The organism is gamma proteobacterium symbiont of Scutellera amethystina, from assembly GCF_059730845.1.
In genome coordinates, this window is sequence record NZ_AP035935.1 from 819,307 (window position 1) to 843,585 (window position 24,279).

Below are 24,279 nucleotides of genomic sequence, written 5' to 3' on the forward strand. Positions count from 1 at the left end.
CATCTCTGCTTCACAACCCAATTTGGCAAAGAATTTAAGTGGGAGACGTTTAGATGGGTAAGATTATTGGTATTGACCTGGGTACAACCAACTCATGTGTGGCGATTATGGACGGTGGCAAAGCACGCGTGCTTGAAAACGCCGAAGGCGATCGCACCACACCGTCAATCATTGCATATACCGGGGATGGCGAAACTCTGGTCGGTCAACCGGCTAAACGTCAGGCGGTGACTAACCCGCAGAACACCCTGTTTGCAATCAAGCGCCTGATCGGCCGTCGTTTCCAGGACGAAGAAGTGCAGCGTGATATTAAAATCATGCCGTACAAAATCATCGGTTCTGACAACGGTGACGCCTGGCTGGACGTGAAAGGCCAGAAAATGGCACCGCCGCAGATCTCTGCAGAAGTGCTGAAAAAAATGAAGAAAACCGCGGAAGATTTCCTCGGTGAGCCGGTGACCGAAGCAGTTATCACCGTACCAGCCTACTTCAACGATGCGCAGCGTCAGGCGACCAAAGACGCCGGCCGTATCGCGGGTCTGGACGTAAAACGTATCATCAACGAACCGACCGCAGCGGCACTGGCTTACGGCCTGGATAAAGGTCAGGGCAACCGCACCATCGCGGTATATGACCTGGGTGGCGGTACCTTCGACATCTCTATCATTGAGATCGACGAAGTCGACGGCGAGAAAACCTTTGAAGTACTGGCGACCAACGGTGATACCCACCTGGGTGGTGAAGACTTCGACAGCCGTCTGATCAACTACCTGGTTGCCGAATTCAAGAAAGATCAGGGCATCGATCTGCACAACGATCCGCTGGCGATGCAGCGCCTGAAAGAAGCGGCAGAGAAAGCGAAAATTGAGCTCTCTTCTGCGCAGCAGACCGACGTTAACCTGCCGTACATCACGGCGGATGCGACTGGTCCTAAGCACCTGAACATTAAAGTGACCCGCGCGAAGCTGGAATCACTGGTGGAAGATCTGGTTACCCGTTCGATTGAGCCGCTGAAAGTGGCGCTGAACGACGCTGGCCTGTCGGTTTCTGACATCAACGACGTGATCCTGGTCGGTGGTCAGACGCGTATGCCAATGGTGCAGGCGAAAGTGGCGGAGTTCTTCGGTAAAGAGCCACGTAAAGACGTGAACCCGGACGAAGCGGTCGCTGTGGGTGCTGCGGTACAGGGCGGCGTGCTGGCTGGTGAAGTAAAAGACGTTCTGCTGCTGGACGTGACCCCGCTGTCGCTGGGTATCGAAACCATGGGTGGCGTGATGACGTCGCTGATCAGCAAGAACACCACGATCCCAACCAAGCACAGCCAGGTGTTCTCGACTGCTGAAGACAACCAGTCTGCCGTGACCATTCACGTGCTGCAGGGTGAGCGTAAGCGTTCGGCGGATAACAAATCGCTGGGCCAGTTCAACCTCGACGGTATTCAGCCAGCGCCGCGCGGTATGCCACAGATCGAAGTGACCTTCGACATCGATGCTGACGGTATTCTGCACGTGTCTGCGAAGGACAAAAACAGCGGTAAAGAGCAGAAGATCACCATCAAAGCTTCTTCTGGCCTGAACGAGGAAGAGATCGAAAAAATGGTTCGTGACGCGGAAGCTAACGCCGAGTCAGACCGTAAATTCGAAGAGCTGGTGCAGACGCGTAACCAGGGTGACCAGATTGCGCACAGCACGCGTAAGCAGCTGGACGAAGCCGGTGACAAACTGTCAGCGGAAGACAAAGCACCGATCGAGTCTGCCCTGAACGAGCTGAACACCGCGCTGAAAGGCGAAGATAAAGCAGAAATCGAAGCCAAAATGCAGGCGCTGATGGAAGTGTCCAGCAAGCTGATGGAACTGGCGCAGCAACAGGCTCAGGCCGGCGCAGCGGATGCCGGCGACGCTTCGGCGAAGAAAGATGACGACGTTGTCGACGCTGAATTCGAAGAAGTGAAAGATAAAAAATAATTGCCCCTGACCGGGCGCGACGGCTGGCCTGACAGCCGTTGAAACCAGCACGGGCGTCGGAGATCTCTCCACGCCCGTGCGATCATGTTAAGGGCAGAGAAAAATGGCTAAGAGTGATTTTTACGAGATCTTAGGCGTCTCAAAATCCGCCGATGAGCGCGAAATCAAAAAGGCCTATAAGCGCCTGGCGATGAAGTATCACCCGGACCGTAATCCGGGCGATAAAGAGGCCGAGACGAAATTCAAAGAGGTCAAGGAAGCCTACGAGATCCTCACCGATGCGCAGAAGCGTGCAGCTTACGATCAGTACGGTCATGCGGCGTTTGAGCAGGGCGGTGGTGGCGGCTTCGGCGGCGGCTTTGGTGGCGGCGGTGCCGACTTCAGCGATATCTTTGGCGACGTGTTCGGCGATATCTTTGGTGGTGGTCGCCGTCAGCGCGCCTCACGCGGCGCCGATTTACGCTACAACATGGAACTGACGCTGGAAGAAGCGGTACGCGGCGTGACCAAAGAGATCCGCATTCCTACGCTGGAAGAGTGTGATGTCTGCCACGGCAGCGGTGCCAAAGCGGGCACCCAGCCGCAGACCTGTCCGACCTGTCACGGTGCGGGCCAGGTACAGATGCGTCAGGGCTTCTTTACCGTGCAGCAAGCCTGTCCGACCTGTCACGGTCGCGGCTCGGTGATTAAAGATCCGTGCAACGCCTGTCACGGCCACGGCCGCGTTGAGCGCCAGAAAACGCTGTCGGTGAAAATCCCGGCGGGCGTCGATACCGGCGACCGTATCCGCCTCAGCGGAGAAGGTGAAGCGGGTGAGCATGGCGCACCGGCTGGCGATCTGTACGTGCAGGTTTCGGTGAAGAAACACCCGATCTTTGAGCGTGAAGATAACAACCTGTACTGCGAAGTACCGATCAACTTTGCCATGGCAGCGCTGGGCGGTGAGATTGAAGTGCCGACGCTTGACGGTCGCGTGAAGCTGAAAGTGCCGGCAGAAACCCAGACCGGCAAGCTGTTCCGCATGCGCGGCAAAGGCGTGAAGTCTGTGCGCGGCGGTGCGGTCGGCGATCTGCTGTGTCGCGTGGTGGTGGAAACCCCGGTCAGCCTCAACGACAAGCAAAAAGCGCTGCTGCGCGAGCTGGAAGAGAGCTTCGGCGGACCTACCGGCGAGAAAAACAGCCCGCGTTCGAAAAGCTTCTTCGACGGCGTAAAGAAGTTCTTTGACGATCTGACCCGTTAAGCGGGTGCGCAGACAGTAACAAGCGGAGAGGCAACTCTCCGCTTTTTTTATGCGCAGTTCTGCCGTGCAGATATTCAACGGCATTGTTTTTCGTCATTCACATCCCCGACAGCCGTTACCTTTCAAAAATACGCTGACACGCTGTAGGGTCGCCATTTATGGCGACCTCAAGCCGTGAAAATCCCCGCCAAAAACGCTTCCTCACCTTGCAAAAACCGGCTCCGTTTTCGCCAATAGCATTTTTCGGCATTGCGTCGAAAATATATCATAGGTATCTTGCAAGGCGTTTAATGAGAATGATTTTCGATAACATGCACCATCAGCGGTGTGCGGCAGCGCAGTAGCGCGGGACCGTCGCTGCAGGGAGAGAAACGTTGCCAAACCCGACTCACCACCGCGCTCCACAACGCGTGCGCAATGAATTACGCTTCCGTCACATCACCGTCGCCAGCAAAACGCGGGTGGCCGATGCCTTCTGGCGCATCGTCTTTAGCGGCAGCGATCTGGCGGGTTTCCACTCGCCCTCTTTTGACGACCACATCAAAGTGTTTTTCCCGGATACGCCGGGCGGTGCGCTGGCGCTGCCACACATGACCGACGAAGGCATCGTCTGGCCTGACGGCGTGCGTCCGGCGGCGCGCGACTATACGCCGCTGGCCTTTAACGGCAGCGATTCGCTGACGCTGGATTTTTACATCCACGACGGCGGCGTCGCCAGCAGCTGGGCGAGTGCCGCTCAGCCGGGCGATCGCATTGCGATGGGCGGCCCGCGCGGCTCATGCGTCGTGCCGGTGGATTATGCCTGTCAGATTTATGTGTGCGATGAGACCGGTCTGCCGGCATTTAAGCGCCGCTATCAGGAAATGCAGGCACAACAGATTCATCTGCTGGCCTGTGTTGATGAGCCAGTCGGCCGCGCGTATCTTGGCGACCTGCCGGACGTCACGGTGAGCTGGCTCGGCAGCGGCAACATGCAGGCTGAGGCGCTGACGCCGCTGCTGGACCCGATTATGCTGCCTGCTGATGACTACTTTATCTGGCTGACCGGCGAAGGCGCGGCGGTGAAACAGCTGAGCGATTACTTTACTCAGCAACGTGCGGCGCACAGCGACCTGGTGCGCGCCGTCGCTTACTGGCATCAGAAATAACCGGCGCCCGCCCGCTGCCGCCTGTGTTGAATTTTACCAGGCACCAGACTACTATCAACCTCCCTCAACTGACCCCGGGAAGGCGATGAAACAGCAGCGGGATGTTCCAGAGCACGCCGATGCGGCACAGCGTGCCAGCTGTGCCGGCGCACGCAGAAAGCGGCGCGAAAGGATGCTGGATGCCAGTGATATTCGCCTGCTGATGCTGCACTTTCTGGCCAGCGGCGCGGCGCACGGTTATGAGCTGATCAAATCGGTGGAAGAGTTGTCGAAAGGCGAATATTCCCCCAGCCCCGGCATTATTTATCCCAACCTGACGCTGCTGGAAGAGATGGACGCCATTCGCGTGGTGGATGCCCAGGCCACGCGCAAAGCCTACGCGCTCAACGATGCGGGCCGCGCGCTGCTGGCGGAAAATGGCGAAAACGTGGCGGTGATTATCGGGCGGCTCACTTCGCTGGCGATCCTGGTCAACAACCGCAGCATTCCGCAGGTAGAGCAGGCGATCCATACGCTTCGCTATACGCTCAATCACCGGCTGTCGCAGGAGCAGATTTCACCGGCCACGGTGGAAATTGTCGTGGCGGCGCTGCAGGACGCGGCAGAGAAGATCGCCAACAGCTAAGCGCGTTACGGTTTCTTCTTGTCCACGTGCCCCAGTTCGCGATCCGGCCAGCAGAAATCGCGCACCCGCTGCTTCAGTGCTGCCGCATCGGGAAAGCCGCCTTCCTGTTTGCGTTCCCAAATTACCTGACCATCAATGCTGATCTCGAACACGCCGCCGCTGCCGGGCTGGAGCGTGACCGCGCTGAGATCGCCGGCAAAGGTATGCAGCAGCTCCTGCGCCATCCACGCCGAACGCAGCAGCCAGTTACATTGAGTACAGTAGTGAATGGTTACTGCCGGTTTATCTGCCATCTTATCCCTCCTGTTAGTGCCTGATTAAACACAGGTTAACAAATTGTGCGCACAAAGATACATCCTGATGCAAATGATATTGATAATGATTACCAATTGCATTAAATTGTTTTCGCCATCATTTGACTCTCTATAAATCCCACAGGCATCCCTGCGGCGCTGCGGCCAGTGACGCAGGGCAGCTGTGCACTGAAGCGCGCACGACACTGTGCCACAGGTGCCGGGATCGATAACATTATCTGGCCAGCGTGACGCGCTGTTTCTCGGCTTTTAGCATAAAGCCGTGGTTTTCTGGCAGCAAATAAGTGAGCGAATACTAACAATTAACCAGGTATTTCGCGCATGTCTTTACACCTTCAGGGAAATTTCCGGCAGCGTCTGTTTAACGTCGCTGTCCTTGCTTCAGCCATTCACGCAGCCTGCAGCTATGCCGCCAGCGACAGCAGTACGCTGGCGCGTTCCGCAGAGAACAACAGCAGCAATGAACCGGTAATGACCGTTACCGCACCTAAGCAGCAGGCCGGCAATAAAACCACGCTCACCGCCAGCGATCTGCAAAAACGCGGCGCCAATGACTTCGGTTCGATCATGCGTTATGAGCCGCTGGTCAGCGCCACTGGCGCGGCGGGCGGTTCGTCAGCCGGTAAAAGCGGCTTTGACCGTGCAGGCTATACCGGCTACAACATTCGCGGGCTGGAAAGTAACCGTGTCGGTCTGGATATTGATGGCATTCCGGTACCGGACGCCACCGGTCGTCCGTACGTCAGCCGCGCCGGTAACAATACCTTCGGTATTGGTCGCGACTACATCGACCCGTATATGTTTGGTAGCGTCGAAATTGAGAAGGGCGCTACATCGGTGGAACAACCTAACACCGCAATCGGCGGTAACGTATCGTTTCATAACAAGTCGCCGGACGACTATCTCAGCAGCGATAAAACCCACTATTTCGGTTATCAGAGCGACTACAGTTCGGCAGACCGCAGCTGGCACAACGGCATCACTGCGGCGGCAGGGGATGATGAACTGCGCGGCCTGTTTGTTTACAGCCGCCGCGACGGCCAGCAGACGCGCAACAACAGCGGCGTAAAAGACGCCTACCCGGCCAACTGGCACTCGGATGCCTTTATGACGTCGGGCATCTGGCAGCCAAACGATCAGCACAAGCTGAGCGCCACCTTCGACTACTACCACAAAACCAATCACACCCACTACGATACCTGGGACAGCAGCAGCGGCAACACTATTTGGGGCACTGCGCAACAGCAGAGCGATTCGCGCCGCTGGGGCATTAATCTTGCCGATGAGTGGACACCGTACAACGAGATGATCGATACGCTGACCACGCGCGTTTACTGGCAGCAAACCGAGGCGCACGACACCACCTGGTTACCGACCAGCGCCAGTCAGTACGGCTTCGTCTACTCTGACTACAACGTCGATACCTTAGGGTTTGACACGCGCGCCAGCAAAACCCTCGGCCGCCACGAGCTGAGCGGCGGCGTCAACGCGCGTGTGGAGAACAGCGAGCGTCCGTTCCGCCAGGCGCCGAACCCGGGCACCTTCGGCACCATCACCCAGCCGCAGTCAGACAGCCGTTCCTGGACCGTGGCCGGTTATCTGCAGGATAAAATCAATTTCGATCTCGATAGCCACAATTTCGCGGTGATTCCCGGCGTGCGCGTCATTCATCAAAGCACCAAACCGAAGAACCTCGGCGATCTGACCAACGGCAGCACGGTGCTGACCGAAGAGCAGGTGGAAAAACTGTACGGCAAGACCAATTCAGACACCGAAGTGCTGCCGTCACTGACCTTCCAGTACGATATCAATCCGGCGCTCACCACCTGGCTGCAATATAAGCGCGGCGTGGAGTTCCCGACCACCAGCCAGCTGTACGGCTCGTGGAACCTTGGTTCAAGCTACGCCGGCAGCGCGCAGTATGCGCTGATTGGTAATGCCGATCTGAAAACCGAGACCAGCAACAATTTTGAGTGGGGTCTGAAAGGACAGCCGACCGACGGCATCACCCTCAATACCTCGGTGTTCTACAACACCTATAAAAACTTTATTGCCTACACCCGCTATCGTCGCGCCACCAATCCGGCGATGTTCGTCAATGTTCCGGCCAACATCTACACCAGCTATCAGGCTGAGAACCGCGACAAAGCCTACATTTATGGGGCGGAGATCAGCACCCGCGTCAACTACGGCAGCTGGTTCCCGACCGTGGATGGCCTGAGCAGCACGTTCGCGCTCGGTTACAGCGAGGGTAAAGCGAAATCCCGCTATCTGGGCGACAAATACATCGATCTCGACAGTGTCGCGCCGCTAAAAGCGATTGTCGGCGTCGCGTGGGACGACAAAGCGCGCGGTTACGGCGCGGCGCTCACCGCCACCTTCGTCAAAGGCAAACAGGCCAGCGCCACCAACCGTGAGAGCTACAGCAACAGCGGGGCGGCCATCAGCGACGCCAGCAGCGAATACATGCGCGTGCCGGGCTACGGCCTGATCGATGCCACCGCGTACTGGCAGCTGACGAAAAATGTCAGGCTGAGCGGCGGTGTCTACAACATTACCGATCGTAAATACTGGGATTACCTCAGCAGCCGCACGCTGACCAGCGCCAGCGCGCAGGAGCGCAACGACATCAATCTGGCCGTGATGCCGGGACGCACCTGGCAACTGGGCGTGAACGTCGACTTCTAATCACTTTTCGCCCTGCGGTGGCGCAGGGCATTTTCACGGGAGCAAGCGCAATGCATCAACGCTATCAACACTATCTGGCGCTGAAAGGCCAGCAGCCAAAAATGTACGCGCGTGATTTAGCCGCGCTGATGGGCATAGGGGAAGCACAGCTGTGCGAAGCGCGCGTGGGCCACGACGCGCAGCCGCTGCGCGCCGATTTTCCGGCGCTGCTGACGGCGCTGGCGGCAGTGGGTGAGACCAAAAGTGTTACGCGCAATGCCTGGGCGGTGCACGAACAGGTGGGAACCTACAGCAATCTGCATCTCGGCGAACATGGCGGGCTGGTGCTTAATCCGCGTGCGCTCGACCAGCGTGTGTTTCCCGCGCAGTGGCACAGTGCTTTCTTCCTGCGCGAGCAGACCGCGCACGGCGAACGGCAGAGCATACAGATTTTCGATCGTCACGCCGATGCGGTGCTGAAAATTTACACCACCGCGCAAACGGAGATGCCGGCGTGGCAGGCGTTGATTGAGCGCTTCCGGCTGGCGCACGCGCCTCAGCTGCAGCCGCAGCCGGTCAGCGCCACGCCGTTCAGCGACAGGGTGGATGCCGGCACTGTCGAAGCGGAGTGGCGTGCCATGACCGATGTGCATCAGTTCTTTGGCCTGCTGAAGCGTCACCATCTCTCGCGGCCGCAGGCGTTTCGCGCGGTGCCGGATGATTTAGCGCGTCAGGTGAGCAACACCGCGCTGGCAACGCTGCTGGCCCAGGTACAGCAGGATGGCAATGAAATCATGATCTTCGTCGGCAATCGCGGCTGTACCCAGATCTTTACCGGCACTATCGGGAAAGTGGTGCCGCTGGATAACTGGATTAACGTTTTTAACCCCACATTCACGCTGCATCTGATGGCGGATCGCATTCACGAGAGCTGGGTGACGCGCAAGCCGGGCGGCGATGGCTTCGTCACCAGTCTGGAGCTGTTCGCTGCCGATGGCACGCAGATTGCCCAGCTGTACGGCCAGCGCAGCGAGGGCACGCCGGAACAGGCACGCTGGCGCGAGCAGGTGATGGCGCTGACGCCGACAGGAGCCGCCGCATGAAAGCGCTGATCCTGACACTGCTTGCTCTGCTGACGCTGCCGGCGTGGGCGGCGCAGCGCATCATTACTATCGGGGGCGATGTAACGCAGATCGTCTACGCGCTGGATGCGCAGGCGCAGCTGGTGGCGCGCGACAGCACCAGCCAGCATCCGGCGGCGGCCACCAGGCTGCCGGATGTCGGCTACATGCGCCAGCTCAACGCGGAAGGCATTCTGGCACTGAAACCGACGCTGGTACTGGCCAGTGCGCTGGCTAAACCGTCGCTGGTGTTGCAGCAGGTGGCGGACGCCGGGGTAACGGTGGTGGAGGTCAGTGGGGATAACCGCCTCGATGCCATCACGGACAAAATCGCCACCATTGGCAACGCGCTGCAGCGTGAACAGGCGGCCCGCGCATTGATCGACAAGGTCAACAAACAGCGTGCGCAGCTACCGCAGCAGCCGCTGCCGGTGAAAGTGCTGTTTATCATGGCGCACGGTGGCTTACGCACCCAGGCGGCTGGCGCGCAGACCGGCGCTGACGGCGCAATTCGCGCTGCCGGCCTGGTCAATGCCATGGGCGCGGTGCCGCATTATCAGCAGCTGTCGCAGGAGGGCGTCGTGGCGGCAGCACCGGATTTGGTGGTGGTCGGCGAAGAGGGGCTGCGCACGCTGGGTGGCGAACAGGCGGTGTGGGCGCTGCCGGGCCTGAAGCTCACGCCGGCCGGCCAGCATCACGCGCTGCTGGTGATTGACGAGATGGCGCTGCTGAGTTTCGGCCTCGATACGCCGGGCGCGATTTTGCGCCTGCGCCATGCGGCGGAAGCCGCGCAGCATGATTAACCGCCTGATGATGCGCTGGCTGATGTTAATGAGTATCAGCATGCTGGTGTGCATGCTGCTGGCGGCCAACCTCGGCGCGATGCCGCTGTCGCTGCGCACGCTGTGGCAGGCGCCGCTCAGCGATCTGGCCTGGCAAATCTGGCTTACAATTCGCCTGCCGCGCGTATTGCTGGCGGTGCTGACTGGCATGGCGCTGGCGGTGTCCGGTGCGGTGATGCAGGGGCTGTTTCGTAATCCACTGGCCGATCCCGGACTGCTGGGTATCAGCAGCGGTGCCGGGCTGGCGGTGGCGCTCTCAGTGGTGTTGCCGGTCAGCCTGCCGCCGCTGCTGGCGCTATGGCTGCCCTCGCTGGCAGCGTTTGCCGGCAGCCTGGTAGTGACGCTGCTGATCTTCAGCTTTAGCCGGCTGGCGCAGGGCCAGCTGGCGCGCCTGCTGCTGGTGGGCATTGCGATTAATGCGCTATGCGGCGCGGCGGTTGGCGTGCTGTCGTGGCTGAGCAACGACCAGCAGCTGCGTCAGCTGTCGCTGTGGGGCATGGGCAGCCTGACGGGTGCCCAGTGGCCGAGCCTGCTGGTGTGTGCGCTGCTGATCGTTCCGGCGCTGCTGCTGGTACAGACGCGCGCGCGTCGCCTCAATCTGCTGCAGCTGGGCGAAGAGGACGCGCACTATATGGGCGTCGATGTTAAACGCACGCAGCGCCAGCTGCTGGTGCTGAGTGCGCTGCTGGTGGGCACGGCGGTGGCGGTCAGCGGCATTATCGGTTTTGTCGGGCTGGTGGTGCCGCACGTGATGCGTTTTTGTCTCGGCAGTGACCACCGCTGGCTGCTGCCGGGCGCGGCGCTGGCGGGAGCGATTCTGCTGTTGCTGGCGGATACGCTGGCGCGCACCGTGGTGATTCCGGCCGAAATGCCGGTCGGGCTGCTAACCAGTCTGCTGGGCGGGCCGTGGTTCCTGTGGCAGATTCTGCGCCAGCAAAGGGGGCTGAATGAGTGAGCAGTTGCAGGCGCGCGGACTGCGGTTTTGCCGGGGAACGCGTACCTTAATCGATGATGTTTCCCTGACGCTGCCGCCGGGCGAAATGGTTGCCCTGATCGGTCCTAACGGTGCCGGTAAGTCGACGCTGCTGCGGCTGCTGACCGGCTTTCTGCACGCGGACGCCGGCGAATGCTGGCTGGGCGATCGTCCACTGGCGGCCTGGCCGCGTGAACCGCTGGCGCAGCGCCGCGCGGTGATGCGCCAGCAAAACAGCGTCACCTTTCCGCTGCCGGCTGCCGACGTGGTGGCGATGGGGCGCGCACCCTGGCCGGCCGGTAACTGCCAGGCGGTGGTGCAGGAGGTGATGCAGTTAACCGGCAGCGCGCCGCTGGCGCAGCGCGACTATCGGTCGCTGTCGGGCGGGGAGCAGCAGCGCGTGCAGCTGGCCCGGGTGCTGGCGCAGCTGTGGCATGACGACAGCCCGCGCGGCTGGCTGTTGCTGGATGAACCCACCTCCGCGCTCGATCTCTACTGGCAGCAGTCCACTCTGCGCCTGCTGCACCGGCTGACGCGCAATGGCCGCTTCAGCGTCTGCGCGGTGCTGCACGATTTGAATCTGGCCTCACTGTGGTCGGATCGGGTGTTGTTGTTACACCACGGCCAGCTGGTGGCGCAGGGCGCGCCGCACGCGGTGATGACCGAACCGATTCTGACACGCTGGTATCAGGCCGACCTGCAGGTGGTTACGCCGCCAGCGCAGGATCGGCCGCAGATACAGCTGCGGCCATAACTGCACCGGGTCAGGGCGCCTGGCGGCAATTGACAATCAGCCGACCACGCACCTGGCCCGCCAGCAGTTGTTCTGCGCCTGCGCGCGCCTCACTCAGTGGAATCACTTTGGTCATCTGCTCCAGCTGCGCGCCGTCAACCAGCTCCGCCAGACGCTGCCACGCCTGCTGACGCAGCGGTTTGGCGCACATCACGCTGTCCACGCCGGCCAGCGTAACGCCGCGCAGAATAAACGGCGCAACGCTGGTGGGCAGATCGAGGCCCTGCGCCATGCCGCAGGCGGCGACCACGCCGTCGCGCTGGATCCCGGCTAACACATTGGCCAGCGTGTGGCTGCCGACGCTATCGATCGCGGCGGCCCAGCGCTCTTTCGCCAGCGGTTTGCCGGGCGCGCTCAGTTCGTTACGGTCGATAATCGCGGAGGCGCCGAGCGTATCGAGAAGGTAGGCGCTGTCGCTGGCGCGGCCGCTGGATGCCACCACCTCATAGCCGAGACGCGCCAGCAGGCTCACGCTGAAGCTGCCCACGCCGCCGCTGGCACCGGTAACCAGTACCGGACCGTGCTGCGGTGTGATGCCCTGTTTTTCCAGCGCCAGTACGCACAGCATCGCGGTAAAGCCGGCGGTGCCAATCGCCATGGTTTGCAGCGGGCTGAGCGCCGCCGGGACCTTGACCAGCCAGTCGCCGGAGACGCTGGCTTTCTGCGCCAGCCCGCCCCAGTGTTTTTCACCCACGCCCCAGCCGGTGAGCAGCGCAACATCGTCCTGCTGCCACTCCGGATGACGGCTGTGGATCACCCGGCCAACAAAATCGATGCCCGGCACCATGGGAAACTGGCGCACAATCGGCCCTTTATTGCAGATGGCCAGCGCGTCTTTGTAGTTGAGGGTGGAGTAGCTTACTTCGAGGGTAACATCCTGATCGGGTAATTGTTGCTCTGACAGATCCTGCAGGGATGTGCGGTATCCCTGTTCATCATTTTCAATGACCAGTGCCTTGAACATGCAGCCTCCGGCTGGTTGGGAGAAGTGCGCTCCATAGTACGCTTCTGCCGCAGGGAGTGCCAGGCGGATGGGCGCGGCAGGCGGTCGCTATCGCACCGGTGTTACATTCTGCATAACTTTGCGTAATCTTCGACTATTCAGGCAGTTAAAAATAGACGCCTTAACTATTATTCATGTAAATCAATGAAGTGGCGCATTGGCGTTCTGCATCAAAATTCCGCGCTGATTGGTTGTTCCCGGTAAAAAAAGATGCCATCATGTCGCCCGAATTTCTTCCCCATCTTCATCGCTGAGGACGCCGCCATGTCCGGTACAATGCACATCTGCACTTGTCGCCGTGCGCTTCATGACAAGCGCGCCTCTGTCATCTGTTGTTCGCATTTCCCGCTCACCATGCGGTGAGGCTACGCCCCGTTCGCTGTTGGATATGAGTAAAGACAGACGCGATCTGGCTTTACTGATGTCTATCGGTTGCGGCCGCCGGACGTTATTCGCCGGGGAAATTTCCTCATTGCTGTGCCACTGGCACCCACTCATCCTTCATTACGGGGATTTGTGTTATGAACCCATTGAAAATTGCTGCCAGCGTAGCGGTAGCGCCAAGCCTGAGTCTCAACACCGCGCGCGACGTGGTGACGCTGGATAATACCGATTTCACCGACGTAGCCGCGGTAGTGGTCTCGCTGGCCGATACACGCAGCGGCGTGCTGACGCTGCTGCGCCAGACTGGCTTCAATCTGCCGGTGTTTGTCGCGAACGCCTTTGATGACGCGGTGCTGACGCTGCCGGGCGTGACCGGAGAGATCAACGGCGCAGCGGAAGAGTGGCAGGCGCTGGAGCTGGCGGCGCAGGCGTACGAGGCGGAACTGCTGCCGCCGTTTTTCGACACCCTGACGCGCTATGTCGATATGCAGAACAGCACCTTTGCCTGTCCGGGCCATCAGGGCGGGGCGTTTTTCCGCCGTCATCCGGCCGGACGCCAGTTTTATGAGTTCTACGGCGAGAACGTCTTTCGCTCCGATATGTGTAACGCGGACGTCAAGCTGGGCGATTTACTGATCCACGAAGGCTCGGCCAAGGATGCGCAGAAATATGCCGCGCGCGTGTTCAACGCCGATAAAACCTACTTCGTGCTGAACGGCACCTCCAGCGCCAACAAAGTGGTGACCAATGCGCTGCTGACGCGCGGCGATCTGGTGCTGTTTGACCGCAATAACCACAAATCTAACCACCACGGTGCGCTGATCCAGGCAGGCGCCACACCGGTTTATCTGGAAGCGGCGCGTAACCCGTTTGGCTTTATTGGCGGCATCGATGCGCACTGTTTCGACGAGACGTATCTGCGCGAGCAGGTGCGCCAGGTCGCGCCACAGCGCGCGGATCAGCCGCGCCCGTTCCGGCTGGCGATCATCCAGCTTGGTACCTACGATGGCACGGTATACAACGCGCGCCAGGTGGTGGATCGCATCGGGCATCTGTGTGATTACATTCTGTTTGATTCGGCATGGCTGGGTTATGAGCAGTTTATTCCGCTGATGGCCGGCTGCTCGCCGCTGACGCTGGAGCTCAATGAGAACGATCCGGGGATTTTTGTCACCCAGTCGGTGCATAAGCAGCTGGCGGGCTTCTCGCAGACTTCGCAGATTCACAAGAAAGATAACCACATTCGCGGCCAGAAACGCTTCTGCCCACATAAGCGCCTGAACAACGCGTTTATGCTGCACGCCTCAACCAGCCCGTTCTATCCGCTGTTCGCTGCGCTGGATATCAACGCCAGAATGCATCAGGGCGAAGCGGGGCGCAGCATGTGGCACGACTGCGTCACGCTGGGCATTGAGGCACGCAAAGCGATCCTTGAGCGCTGCAGCCTGATTCAGCCCTTCCTGCCGGAGCAGGTACACGGCAAGCCATGGCAGGCGGCAGAAACCGCCACCATCGCCGCTGATCCGGCGTATTTCAGCTTTGAACCGGGCGCGAAGTGGCACGGTTTTGCCGGTTACGATGCCGGACAGTATCTGGTCGATCCGTGCAAGCTGCTGCTCACCACGCCAGGCATCGATGCCACCAGCGGCGAATACACCCGCTTTGGCATTCCGGCCACCATTCTCGCCAACTATCTGCGCGAGAACGGTATCGTGCCGGAGAAGTGCGATCTCAACTCAATCCTGTTCCTGCTGACCCCAGCGGAAACGCCGGAAAAAATGGCGCATCTGGTGGCGATGCTGGAGCAGTTTGAACAGCACGTGCGGGAAGATGCGCTGCTGGCCGAAGTGCTGCCGAGCGTGTATCGCAGGCACGTTGAGCGCTATCAGGGCTACACGCTGCGTCGCCTGTGCCAGGAGATGCACGATTTGTACGTCAGCTACGACGTTAAGGATCTGCAGCGCGACATGTTCCGCCAGGCGTGTTTCCCGAAAGTCGAGGTCAATCCGCAGGATGCGCATCAGGCGTATATTCGCGGTGACGTTGAGCTGGTGCCGATCGCCAGCGCCGAAGGGCGCATTGCCGCCGAGGGGGCGCTGCCGTATCCGCCGGGTGTGCTGTGTGTGGTGCCAGGCGAAACCTGGGGCGGGGCAGTGCAGCGCTATTTCCTCGCGCTGGAAGCGGGTATCAATCTGCTGCCGGGCTTTTCACCGGAGTTGCAGGGGGTTTACACCGAGGAAGATGACAGCGGGCACAAGCGGTTAGTGGCGAATATGATGTTATAAGAGGGGCTGTTCCCCCACCGCACGCCACCTTCTCCCGCGGGCGGGAGAAGGTGGCGATGAGCGCTAATCAATAACGGTGGTAGCTGCGCTGTGCCTGGCTCACTTTGTACAGATAGCGGCGCGACTCGGCCGACGGATGGTTGGTGGTCAGCGTCTGATACACCTGGCTCGGTGACATGCCGTTGATGGTGGCGAAGGCGCGGTCTTTATCGCTGGAGAACACGCGCAGCACGCTGCCCGCCCCGCCGTTATAAGCGGTGATCACTGCGTAACGGCGCGACAGCGGATCCTGAATCCCGCCGAGATAGCTCTTCTGCAGCAGCGACAGATATGCGGTACCGGCATCAATGTTATTGGCCGGATCGAGCAGATAGCTGCGGCTCGGTTTACCCCATTTGCCCTTCATGCGGAACACGTCGACCCCGGCAGTATGCTGCACCACCTGCATCAGACCCAGCGCATCGGCGTTGCTTACCGCATAAGGGTTGAAGCTCGATTCGGTCTGCATGATCGCCAGAATCAGCGAGGCATCAACGCCATACTGTTCGGAGGCTTTGCGCACCAGCGGCAGATATTTATGCGCACGTTTGTCGAGGTGGTTAGGCACCATCGGAATGGTCACCGACCAGATAACGTGCAGCCCGGAGGTGCGTTTCTGCAGTTTGTTCTGAATCAGGTAATCAGCAAAGTTACCGGCGCGTCCCTGCCAGCGGATCGGCTGACCGGTATTATCCAGCACCTGGCCGTACAGCAGCGGCTCTTTACTGATCTGAATATCGTTGGCGTCGGAGTAGAGATCGACGTTACCCGGATCGTCACCAATCAACAGCGTGGTGATGATGGCCTGACGCAGGCTGGCCATCGGATCGGTGCCGGAAATGGTCTCAATGGTGATGCTACCGCTGTCGAAGTTGATGTGACTGCGGGTGTAATAGTTATCGCTGTATTTGACGTAGTCCTTGGGTCCGGCGATCAGAACCTCATTGATTCCCCAGATATTCTCGATGTTGGCGGCAAATTGCCCCATCAGAATGTCAAAACCGTTGGTGTCCTTAACCCACTCTTCATGGTACTGCGATTTTTTTTGTCCGGAGCAGGAGACTAACAGGGGTGCGATGACCAGCAGTGCTATCAGTTTTTTATTCATTGTGAATGCGTGCCTGACTCGAAAAAGAGGGCCTCAAAGGGAGGCCCTGAACGTTTATTTTTCTGGCGGGGTGTAACCTTCAATGTGCACATCTTTGCCTTCGAACAGGAAATTCACCATCTCCTTCTCCAGCACTTTGCGATCTTCCGGGTTCATCATGTTGAGCTTCTTCTCGTTGATCAACATGGTCTGCTTGGACATCCACTGCTGCCAGGCTTCTTTGGAAATCTCATTGTAGATGCGCTTACCCAGTTCGCCAGGATAGAGCTGAAAGTCCTGGCCTTCAGCGTCGCGTTGCAGATAAGTACAAAAAATAGTGCGGCTCATTACTCTTCCTCTTCGGTCAAACTGGTTCGCAGTTGAAGCTGCCGGGGATGGCGCAGCTCATGCAGCAGGCGCTCTACCGGCGCGGCCAGCCCCACTGACGGTGGTTGCGCTAAGTTATACCAGAGACCGCCGGCTTCATCCATCAGCGACCCGGAGGAAGGCCACGCCAGCCACATAGGCACAATATCTAAGTGGAAATGGCTGAAGGTGTGGCGAAACGCGGTAAGCTGCTGCGGCTTCGCGTGGATGCCGCGCGCCGCCAGCCAGTCAGTCAGCGCTTGCTCACTGGTGAACTGCGGGAAGCAGAACAGGCCGCCCCACAAACCCACCGGCGGACGCTGTTCCAGAAACACCTCGTCGCCGTGCTGCAGCATCAGGAACCAGCCGCTGCGCTCTGGTAGCGTGACTTTCGGTTTCTTACCGGGATAATCAGCCCAGTTGCCTTGTGCATAAGCCGCGCAGCCGCTATTCAGCGGGCAGATGTCGCATTTCGGGCGGGAGCGAGTACACACTAACGCGCCGAGATCCATCATCGCCTGATTGAACTGGCTGACGCCTTCCGCTGGCGTGACGTCTTCACTGATCTGCCACAGCCGCTTCTCCACCTCTTTTTTGCCCGGCCAGCCGCTCACTGCATAGCAGCGCGCCAGAACGCGTTTTACGTTGCCGTCGAGGATCGGGAAATGCAGGCCGAGCGACAGCGACAGAATCGCGCCCGCCGTGGAGCGGCCGACGCCCGGCAGCGCCGCGACGTCATCGAAATGAGGCGGGAATACGCCGCCGTGCAGCTCAACCACCTGTTTAGCCGCCTTGTGCAGGTTACGCGCCCGTGCGTAATAGCCGAGGCCGGTCCACAGATGCAGCACTTCATCAAGCGGCGCGGCGGCCAGGTCGGCAACCGTGGGGAAGCGCGCCATAAAGCGTTCGAAATAGGGAATAACGGTGGCAACCTGCGTCTGCTGCAGCATCACTTCGGAGAGCCACACCTTATAGGGCGTTTTCTCCAACTGCCACGGCAGAGTTTTACGGCCAAAGCGTTGATACCACTCCAGCACCTGTTGCGCGAACTGCGGCGCCTGCATCATAAGAAGGAAATTTTCCGTGTTTACTCTACAATCAGGCAGGAATTCCAGCACAGAGACATCAGGGTGTAAACCGGAAGATTGCAAAGGCTTGCTTCTGTTACTTAACTTTGCATAATGCCCGTTTCCCTGAACAGGCTAACCAGCAGGTTTCAACATGATTAATGACGTCATCACCCCGGAATTTGATGAGAACGGGCGGCCTTTACGCCGTATCCGCAGTTTTGTGCGCCGCCAGGGGCGCTTAACGAAAGGACAGCAGCTCGCGCTCGACAATTACTGGCCGGAGATGGGCGTCGAGTATCAGCCGCAGCCGCTGGACATGGTTGCGCTGTTTGGCCGCGAAGCGCCGCTGGTGCTGGAGATTGGTTTTGGCATGGGCGCCTCGCTGGTGACCATGGCGCAGAACAATCCGCATCAGAACTTCCTCGGCATTGAAGTGCATGCGCCGGGCGTCGGTGCCTGTCTGGCCTCGGCCAAAGAGGCTGGCGTGCAGAATCTGCGCGTGATGTGTCACGACGCGGTGGAAGTGCTGGAAAACATGGTGCCGGACAATTCGCTGCGCATGGTGCAGCTGTTTTTCCCGGATCCATGGCATAAGGCGCGCCACAACAAGCGCCGCATCGTCCAGGTACCGTTTGCCGAGCTGGTGCTGCGCAAGCTGAAGCTGGGCGGCGTGTTCCACATGGCGACCGACTGGGAAGAGTACGCCACGCACATGCTGGAAGTGATGAGCAGCATTGATGGCTATAGCAATCAGTCGGAGAGCCAGAATTACGTGCCGCGTCCGGAAACGCGTCCGTTAACCAAATTTGAGCAGCGCGGGCAGCGACTGGGCCATGGCGTATGGGATCTGATGTTTGAGAGGGTGAAATAATGGCTGTAAAACGTAGCCGCCGTTTACGTAAAAAGTTGCATGTTGATGAGTTTCAGGAGCTGGGCTTCTCTGTTGCCTGGCGTTTTGCCGAAGGCACCAGTGAGGAAGAGGTGGATGCCACGCTCGATCAGTTCATCAATGAGGTGATCGATCCGAATGGTCTGGCCTATGACGGCAGCGGCTATCTGGTGTGGGAAGGGCTGGTGTGTCTGCAGCAGACCGGCAAATGCACCGACGCGCACCGCGAGCTGGTGCGTAACTGGCTGGAAAAGAAAAATCTCGCCGATATTCAGGTCACTGAACTCTTCGACGTTTGGTGGGACTAAGTATCACCACTGGCGATAACTTCGCGCGATGAATCGCGCCGCTACACATTCAGTGCGTGTTGGTTGATTCGCTTGTCCAATGCACCTTTCGTAGCGGCGCAATTTATTGCGCATCGCCAGACGCAGCACAATGCCACCGCTTATCAGACTATTCACATCTGCAGGAGATTTCATGGTTCGTAAGGCTCTTCTCGCCGCGCTGCTGCTGGCGGCAGCTCAGGCGCATGCTGACTATCAGTGCAGCGTCAATCCAAAGGATGATGTGATCATCAAACCCCAGAGCGTGCAGGTGGTGGGCAGCAACGGCAACCTTGAAATCACGCCGCAGGGCGATGTGCAGTTCAACGGCAAGTCGGTGAGCATCGATAACGCCACGCGCCAGCAGGCGATTGACTACCAGAACGCGCTGCGTCGCGATCTGCCGTGGGTCGACAGCGGCGCAACCACCCGTCTGGAGCGGGGCCGCGTGGCGCTGGATAAAGTGATTGTCGAAAAACTCGGCTCGGACAGCAATGTGCGCAATCGCCTGACCACGCTGAACGGTCAGCTGAAGCAGCAGATGAACCGCATCATCGAGCATCGCCCGGATGGCCTGACCTTCCATCATCAGGCCATTGAGCAGGTGCGCGCCGACGGCGAGAAGCTGGTGCAGAGCACGCTGGGCGGGGTGTTGCAGGATAGCCTGAACGAGATGGGTACCAAACAGGCCGCCAGCGGCAGCAATCCGCTGCAGGCGCTGATGGGCAACCTCGGCGGGCTACAGCAGTCGATTCAGACTGAATGGAACAATCAGGAGCAGGATTTCCAGAACTTCGGTCATGAAGTGTGTAACCGGGTGACCGCACTGGAGAGCCAGCGCAAGACGCTGATGCAGAACGTAAAGGGCTAACCCAGCCGCGTTGCCGCTGAATGCACGGAACATCACGGCGTCATTGTTCTTCTGAACAGTAACGCCTTTTTTATCCCCGCAGCTTTTAAGTAGTGATTTAACAGATTGTCTTAGATTCGGGACGAATCTGATAACAGCAAAATTTCCGCATTAATAACTATATCAACGGGCATTCAGCCTGTTGAACTTATTAATTTTTAAGGAAATTTTATGTTATTTTCTGACACCTCTGCTTCCAGTTCACACCCGGTTTTATCACCCCCTGTGGTTATCGTTGCCGAACGCGGCTGGTACAACGATCCGCAAAAACGCTGGCAGGGAACGGTACAAACGCCGGACGCCGTTGAAGTCATCGTAACGGTTAACGGTGGCAATCCGCTACGCGTGCCGGTGATCAATGGCCACTTCGAGTGGATGCCGCCGCAGCCGATGGCCGATGGTGAATACCAGCTAACCTTCACCGCCGTGGATGCCGCCGGCAATCACAGCGCACCTACGCGTGTTGATTACAATATCGATACCCATCCGCCCGCCAGACCGATCATTGAAGCGATTGAAGACCACGTTGCCGGCGGCGTGGAGGACGGTAACAGCATCAGGCGTAACGGCTATACCAACGATGATCAGCCGGTGGTACGCGGGCAGGCGGAAGCCAACGCGCTGGTTTATCTCTATAATGGCAACCAACTTCTCGCCTCTGTGCGTGCCGATGCGCAGGGCAACTGGCAGGCGCAGCTCGATCTGCCGCAGGACGGAACCTATAACCTGACGGCGCAGGCCGAGGACCGCGCCGACAACCGCAGTCAGCCGTCGCCGAAGTGGACCTTTCATCTTGATACGCTTACCCCGGAAACGCCGACGTTCAGCTATTACGACGACAATCGCGGGCTGTATCAGGGCCAGTTTGGCCGCGGCCAACCCACCGATGATGTCCGGCCGGAACTGCACGGTGAAGCCGAGCCCGGCAGCGTGGTGCGCATTCAGTATGCCGCACCGGGCGGAAAGTGGGTTGCCGGCGGTACGGCCACCGTCGACAGCAGCGGCCACTGGCACTGGACACCGCCGCAGGATCTGCTGCCGGACGGCGACTGGCGTTTTCGCAGCCGCAGCAGCGATAAGGCTGGCAACGTCAGTCAATGGAGCGACAGCTGGACGCTGACCATCGACACCCGTATCAACACGCCCACCATCCTGCAGGCTATCGATGACGTCGGCACCATCCAGCCGGTGCTGCCGGGCCAGACCACCGACGATAAGCGGCTCGATTTTTCCGGACAGGCTGAGCCTTACAGTCAGGTGACGCTGTACCAGAACGGCGTGGCAGCCGGCAGCGCGACGGTGGGGGCCGATGGCCGCTGGCAGATTACTCCGGACCGCGACATGCAGCCGGGTAGCAACAACTTTACGGTAAAAGCAGTCGATCTGGCGGGTAACATCAGCAACTATGCGCCCAACTGGATGATTAACTATGACTCTGGCGTGAAGCACAGTTCTGGCGAAGAGAACTGGAACTGTCGCGCCAATACCAGCTGGCAAACCGGCCGGGTGTATCAGTACGGCGGGTTGAAAGTCACCGAACTGAAACATGGCACCAGCAACAACTGTTTCTATACCGGCATCATGAACCGGCCGGATGGCTATGAAAGCAAAGCGATTGAGATGCTGGATCATTCAGTCGTGCAGTTTGATTTTGGTGCCACCAATTACGTGGAGTTCAATTATGGCTATCTCCACAATTGCGATACCTACGTGGATATCTTTTCACCCAGCGGTGAGCTGCTGGGGCGCGAATACCTGCAGCCCGGTGGCGCCAGCCGGTCTGAGCAGGGGTTGAACACCTTTAGCTGGCAGGCTCCGGCGGGCCAGCAGATTGGCTATATTGACGTCCATTCAGGTGAAGATCCGGATACCTATAAAAAAGTGCTGTGCTGGAACGTGCTGGTGAAGCGCGATGTCGGCTGGATTATTGATACTGTGCGCTGGGGCAAAGATGAGAGCCTGATACAGCACCATACGCTGCCGGAAACGCAGGAACAGGAGGGCGCGCAGCTGCATCTGAATGATGTGCAGCAGTGGCTGGCGGCGCACAGCGGACAACTGCTGCAGGGCTTCTCTGCGCTGGTGCTGGAAGGAGAACATCAGCAGCTTGATTATCAGCAGCTGACGCAGCATATCAGCGGCCTGCAGCATATCGATCTCACTGGCTCAGGAGACAATCTGCTGCAGCTGGATGCGCAGCAGCTGTTGCAGCAGGCGCACCAGGATGTGCTGCTGCCAGAGCGCACGCGCAGCTGGCTGATTGATGGTGATGCCGGCGACGTGGTGCAGCTCAGCGATAGCACGCAATTTTATCAGCAGTGGCAGCAGCAGGGGACGCAGCAGAGCGGTGGCAAAGTGTGGCAGGTTTTTGAGAGTGTCGACCACAGCGCGACGCTGTTAATCAATAATGAGGTGATGGTCGCCTGAGCGTAACAGATGCAGCCGTGCCGGACAGCACGGCTGCCAGCGGAAAAGGCGCGCGCCTTCTCCGCTGAATTTACATGAACAGCTCCAGCAGCGAATTGAGGAACAGTTTGCCTTTTTCGGTGATCTGCCAGTGCTCTGGCTGCTCCTGCACATAACCGGCGGCAATGGCTGCGTCGATCTGCGGGCGAATCACTGCCTCTTCCAGCCCGGTGTAGCGCTGAAAGTCGGCGCGCGGCGCGGCTTCCAGCAGGCGGAAACGGTTCATAAAGAACTCGAACGGCTTGTCCTCGTCCGGCACGTCATGCTGCTTATCCAGATAGTTGCCCTTCATAAAACCGCGCGGGTGACGGGTTTTCACCGTGCGCACGATGCGCCCGTCCGGCTGCGTCAGCTTGCCGTGCGCGCCACAGCCGATGCCGAGGTAATCACCGAAGCGCCAGTAGTTCAGGTTATGCTCGCAGCGATAGCCCGGTTTGGCGTAGGCCGAGGTTTCATACTGCTGATAGCCTGCGGCGCTCAGCAGCTGATGACCCTGCTCAAAGATATCCCACAGCGCATCGTCATCCGGCAAAACCGGCGGGCGTGAACCAAACAGCGTGTTGGGCTCAATGGTCAGCTGATACCACGACAGATGCGGCGGGTTGAGGGCAATCGCCTGGCGCAAATCGTCCAGCGCCTCTTCCAGCGACTGATCCGGCAGGCCGTGCATCAGGTCGAGGTTAAAGCTGCGCAGGCCGAGACCGGCCGCCAGCTGTGCCGCGCGGACCGCCTCGTCCGGACCGTGGATGCGGCCCAGGCGCGTCAGCTTTTGCGGACTGAAACTCTGCACGCCAATCGAAATCCGGTTAATGCCCGCCCGCTGATAGCCGCTGAAGCGATCGGCTTCCACCGTGCCCGGATTGGCTTCCATGGTGATTTCGGCGTCCGCCGCCAGCGGCAGGCGCGCACGCACGCCGTCCATCAGCTGCTGCATCGCCTCGCTGCTCAGCAGGCTGGGCGTGCCGCCGCCGATAAAGATGGTGCGCACTTCGCGCCCGGCGGTCAGCGGCAGATCCTGGTCAAGATCCTTGAGCAGATGCTGTACATACTCGCTATGCGGCACTTCGCCTTTGAGCGCGTGCGAGTTGAAGTCGCAGTACGGACATTTCTGCACGCACCACGGGATGTGGATATAAAGGCTTAACGGTGGTAACTCAGGCATTGCGCATCGCTTCCAGCAGCAGCGTCAATGCTTTACCCCGGTGCGACACGGCACGCTTTTCATCCTTGCTTAGCTCGGCGGCGGTTTTACCCAGCGCCGGCACGTAGAAGATCGGATCATAACCGAAACCGCCTTCACCGGCGGCCGCGCGGGTAATCTCCCCGGCCCAGCTGCCGTGGAACACCAGTGGCGTCGGGTCAGCGGCGTGACGCACGTACACCAGTACGCAGTGGAACTGAGCCTGGCGCTCGCCGTTCGGCACCAGCTCCAGTGCCTGCAGCAGTTTGTCGAGATTCTGCTGGTCGCTGGCATCAACGCCGGCATAGCGCGCCGAGTAAATGCCCGGCGCGCCGCCCAGCGCATCGACCGCCAGCCCGGAGTCATCGGCAATCGCCGGCAGGCCGGTGATCTGCGCCGCGTGACGCGCTTTCAGGATGGCGTTTTCGATAAAGGTCAGCCCGGTCTCTTCGGCAGACTCTACGCCCAGCTCGGTTTGCGCCACGATATCCAGGCCGAAGGCCGCTAACAGATCGGCCAGTTCACGTACTTTGCCCGGATTACCGGTGGCGAGCACAACTTTTTGCATAACAGTTCCAGATTAACGA

21 protein-coding genes are annotated in these 24,279 nt (G+C 59.3%); 14 read left to right on the top strand and 7 right to left on the bottom strand.

Annotated features, from left to right (window positions below; all coding sequences use genetic code 11):
- Positions 1-53 precede the first annotated feature (53 nt).
- From dnaK to AC6I79_RS03820, 4 genes are all read left to right on the top strand, one after another.
- Positions 54-1,964: a molecular chaperone DnaK gene (gene dnaK / locus AC6I79_RS03805; protein WP_021508662.1), complete on the top strand. Its 1,911-nt coding sequence runs from the start codon at positions 54-56 to the stop codon at positions 1,962-1,964.
- Positions 1,965-2,067: 103 nt separating this feature from the next.
- Entirely contained in the window at positions 2,068-3,204 is a 1,137-nt protein-coding gene (dnaJ, locus tag AC6I79_RS03810; RefSeq protein ID WP_021508663.1) for a molecular chaperone DnaJ, read from the top strand.
- Positions 3,205-3,578: 374 nt separating this feature from the next.
- Positions 3,579-4,352 (top strand): siderophore-interacting protein, encoded by a 774-nt coding sequence (locus tag AC6I79_RS03815; protein ID WP_159377892.1) that lies wholly within the window; start codon positions 3,579-3,581, stop codon positions 4,350-4,352.
- Between the two features lie 85 nt (positions 4,353-4,437).
- Entirely contained in the window at positions 4,438-4,977 is a 540-nt protein-coding gene (locus AC6I79_RS03820; protein ID WP_021314062.1) for a PadR family transcriptional regulator, read from the top strand.
- Positions 4,978-4,982: 5 nt separating this feature from the next.
- Here the strand turns inward: AC6I79_RS03820 and AC6I79_RS03825 are convergent, their stop codons facing one another.
- On the bottom strand, positions 4,983-5,270 hold the full coding sequence (locus tag AC6I79_RS03825; RefSeq protein WP_159377891.1) for an Rdx family protein: 288 nt from the start codon (positions 5,268-5,270) through the stop codon (positions 4,983-4,985).
- 342 nt (positions 5,271-5,612) lie between these two features.
- Here AC6I79_RS03825 and AC6I79_RS03830 point away from each other — a divergent pair, with 342 nt between their 5' ends.
- Genes AC6I79_RS03830 through AC6I79_RS03850 form a run of 5 tightly spaced genes read left to right on the top strand, consistent with a single transcriptional unit; the run spans position 5,613 to position 11,648 of the window.
- The gene (locus AC6I79_RS03830) at positions 5,613-7,979 is read left to right on the top strand and encodes a TonB-dependent receptor domain-containing protein (protein ID WP_159377890.1); all 2,367 of its coding nucleotides are present in this window, start codon (positions 5,613-5,615) and stop codon (positions 7,977-7,979) included.
- Positions 7,980-8,029: 50 nt separating this feature from the next.
- Positions 8,030-9,061 carry a hemin-degrading factor gene (locus tag AC6I79_RS03835; protein WP_159377889.1) on the top strand — a complete coding sequence of 344 codons (1,032 nt, stop codon included), beginning with the start codon at positions 8,030-8,032 and terminating at the stop codon, positions 9,059-9,061.
- Positions 9,058-9,882 (top strand): heme/hemin ABC transporter substrate-binding protein, encoded by an 825-nt coding sequence (locus AC6I79_RS03840; protein WP_159377888.1) that lies wholly within the window; start codon positions 9,058-9,060, stop codon positions 9,880-9,882. Before AC6I79_RS03835 ends, AC6I79_RS03840 begins: the two co-directional genes overlap by 4 nt.
- Positions 9,875-10,876 carry a FecCD family ABC transporter permease gene (locus AC6I79_RS03845; RefSeq protein WP_127834537.1) on the top strand — a complete coding sequence of 334 codons (1,002 nt, stop codon included), beginning with the start codon at positions 9,875-9,877 and terminating at the stop codon, positions 10,874-10,876. Before AC6I79_RS03840 ends, AC6I79_RS03845 begins: the two co-directional genes overlap by 8 nt.
- Positions 10,869-11,648, top strand: coding sequence for a heme ABC transporter ATP-binding protein (locus tag AC6I79_RS03850; RefSeq protein WP_159377887.1), 780 nt, complete (start codon positions 10,869-10,871; stop codon positions 11,646-11,648). Before AC6I79_RS03845 ends, AC6I79_RS03850 begins: the two co-directional genes overlap by 8 nt.
- A gap of 10 nt (positions 11,649-11,658) precedes the next feature.
- Here the strand turns inward: AC6I79_RS03850 and acuI are convergent, their stop codons facing one another.
- Positions 11,659-12,651 (bottom strand): acrylyl-CoA reductase (NADPH), encoded by a 993-nt coding sequence (acuI, locus tag AC6I79_RS03855; protein ID WP_159377886.1) that lies wholly within the window; start codon positions 12,649-12,651, stop codon positions 11,659-11,661.
- Between the two features lie 560 nt (positions 12,652-13,211).
- Here acuI and AC6I79_RS03860 point away from each other — a divergent pair.
- Positions 13,212-15,359 carry an ornithine decarboxylase gene (locus tag AC6I79_RS03860; protein WP_159377885.1) on the top strand — a complete coding sequence of 716 codons (2,148 nt, stop codon included), beginning with the start codon at positions 13,212-13,214 and terminating at the stop codon, positions 15,357-15,359.
- A gap of 67 nt (positions 15,360-15,426) precedes the next feature.
- On the opposite strand, the gene mltC is transcribed toward AC6I79_RS03860, so the two are convergent.
- Genes mltC through mutY form a run of 3 tightly spaced genes read right to left on the bottom strand, consistent with a single transcriptional unit; the run spans position 15,427 to position 17,918 of the window.
- The gene (gene mltC / locus AC6I79_RS03865) at positions 15,427-16,506 is read right to left on the bottom strand and encodes a membrane-bound lytic murein transglycosylase MltC (RefSeq protein WP_159377884.1); all 1,080 of its coding nucleotides are present in this window, start codon (positions 16,504-16,506) and stop codon (positions 15,427-15,429) included.
- A gap of 54 nt (positions 16,507-16,560) precedes the next feature.
- Entirely contained in the window at positions 16,561-16,833 is a 273-nt protein-coding gene (locus tag AC6I79_RS03870) for an oxidative damage protection protein (RefSeq protein WP_010617014.1), read from the bottom strand.
- Entirely contained in the window at positions 16,833-17,918 is a 1,086-nt protein-coding gene (gene mutY, locus AC6I79_RS03875; RefSeq protein WP_159377883.1) for an A/G-specific adenine glycosylase, read from the bottom strand. Before mutY ends, AC6I79_RS03870 begins: the two co-directional genes overlap by 1 nt.
- Positions 17,919-18,072: 154 nt before the next feature.
- On the opposite strand from mutY, the gene trmB reads away from it, so the two are divergent.
- The 4 genes from trmB (at position 18,073) to AC6I79_RS03895 (ending at position 22,473) form a co-directional block, all read left to right on the top strand.
- A complete protein-coding gene (gene trmB / locus AC6I79_RS03880) occupies positions 18,073-18,792 on the top strand; it encodes a tRNA (guanosine(46)-N7)-methyltransferase TrmB (RefSeq protein ID WP_021506621.1) in 720 nt (239 codons plus the stop codon).
- Entirely contained in the window at positions 18,792-19,118 is a 327-nt protein-coding gene (locus tag AC6I79_RS03885; RefSeq protein ID WP_021313105.1) for a YggL family protein, read from the top strand. Before trmB ends, AC6I79_RS03885 begins: the two co-directional genes overlap by 1 nt.
- A gap of 172 nt (positions 19,119-19,290) precedes the next feature.
- On the top strand, positions 19,291-20,007 hold the full coding sequence (locus AC6I79_RS03890) for a YggN family protein (RefSeq protein ID WP_125310019.1): 717 nt from the start codon (positions 19,291-19,293) through the stop codon (positions 20,005-20,007).
- Positions 20,008-20,217: 210 nt separating this feature from the next.
- Positions 20,218-22,473, top strand: coding sequence for an Ig-like domain-containing protein (locus AC6I79_RS03895; protein ID WP_498027581.1), 2,256 nt, complete (start codon positions 20,218-20,220; stop codon positions 22,471-22,473).
- A gap of 70 nt (positions 22,474-22,543) precedes the next feature.
- Here AC6I79_RS03895 and hemW read toward each other — a convergent pair whose 3' ends face one another.
- Together hemW and AC6I79_RS03905 are read right to left on the bottom strand one after the other, a co-directional pair.
- A complete protein-coding gene (gene hemW / locus AC6I79_RS03900) occupies positions 22,544-23,674 on the bottom strand; it encodes a radical SAM family heme chaperone HemW (protein ID WP_104093690.1) in 1,131 nt (376 codons plus the stop codon).
- Positions 23,667-24,260, bottom strand: a complete 594-nt coding sequence (locus AC6I79_RS03905) for an XTP/dITP diphosphatase (RefSeq protein ID WP_104093689.1) — start codon at positions 24,258-24,260, stop codon at positions 23,667-23,669. Before AC6I79_RS03905 ends, hemW begins: the two co-directional genes overlap by 8 nt.
- Between the last annotated feature and the right edge of the window lie 19 nt (positions 24,261-24,279).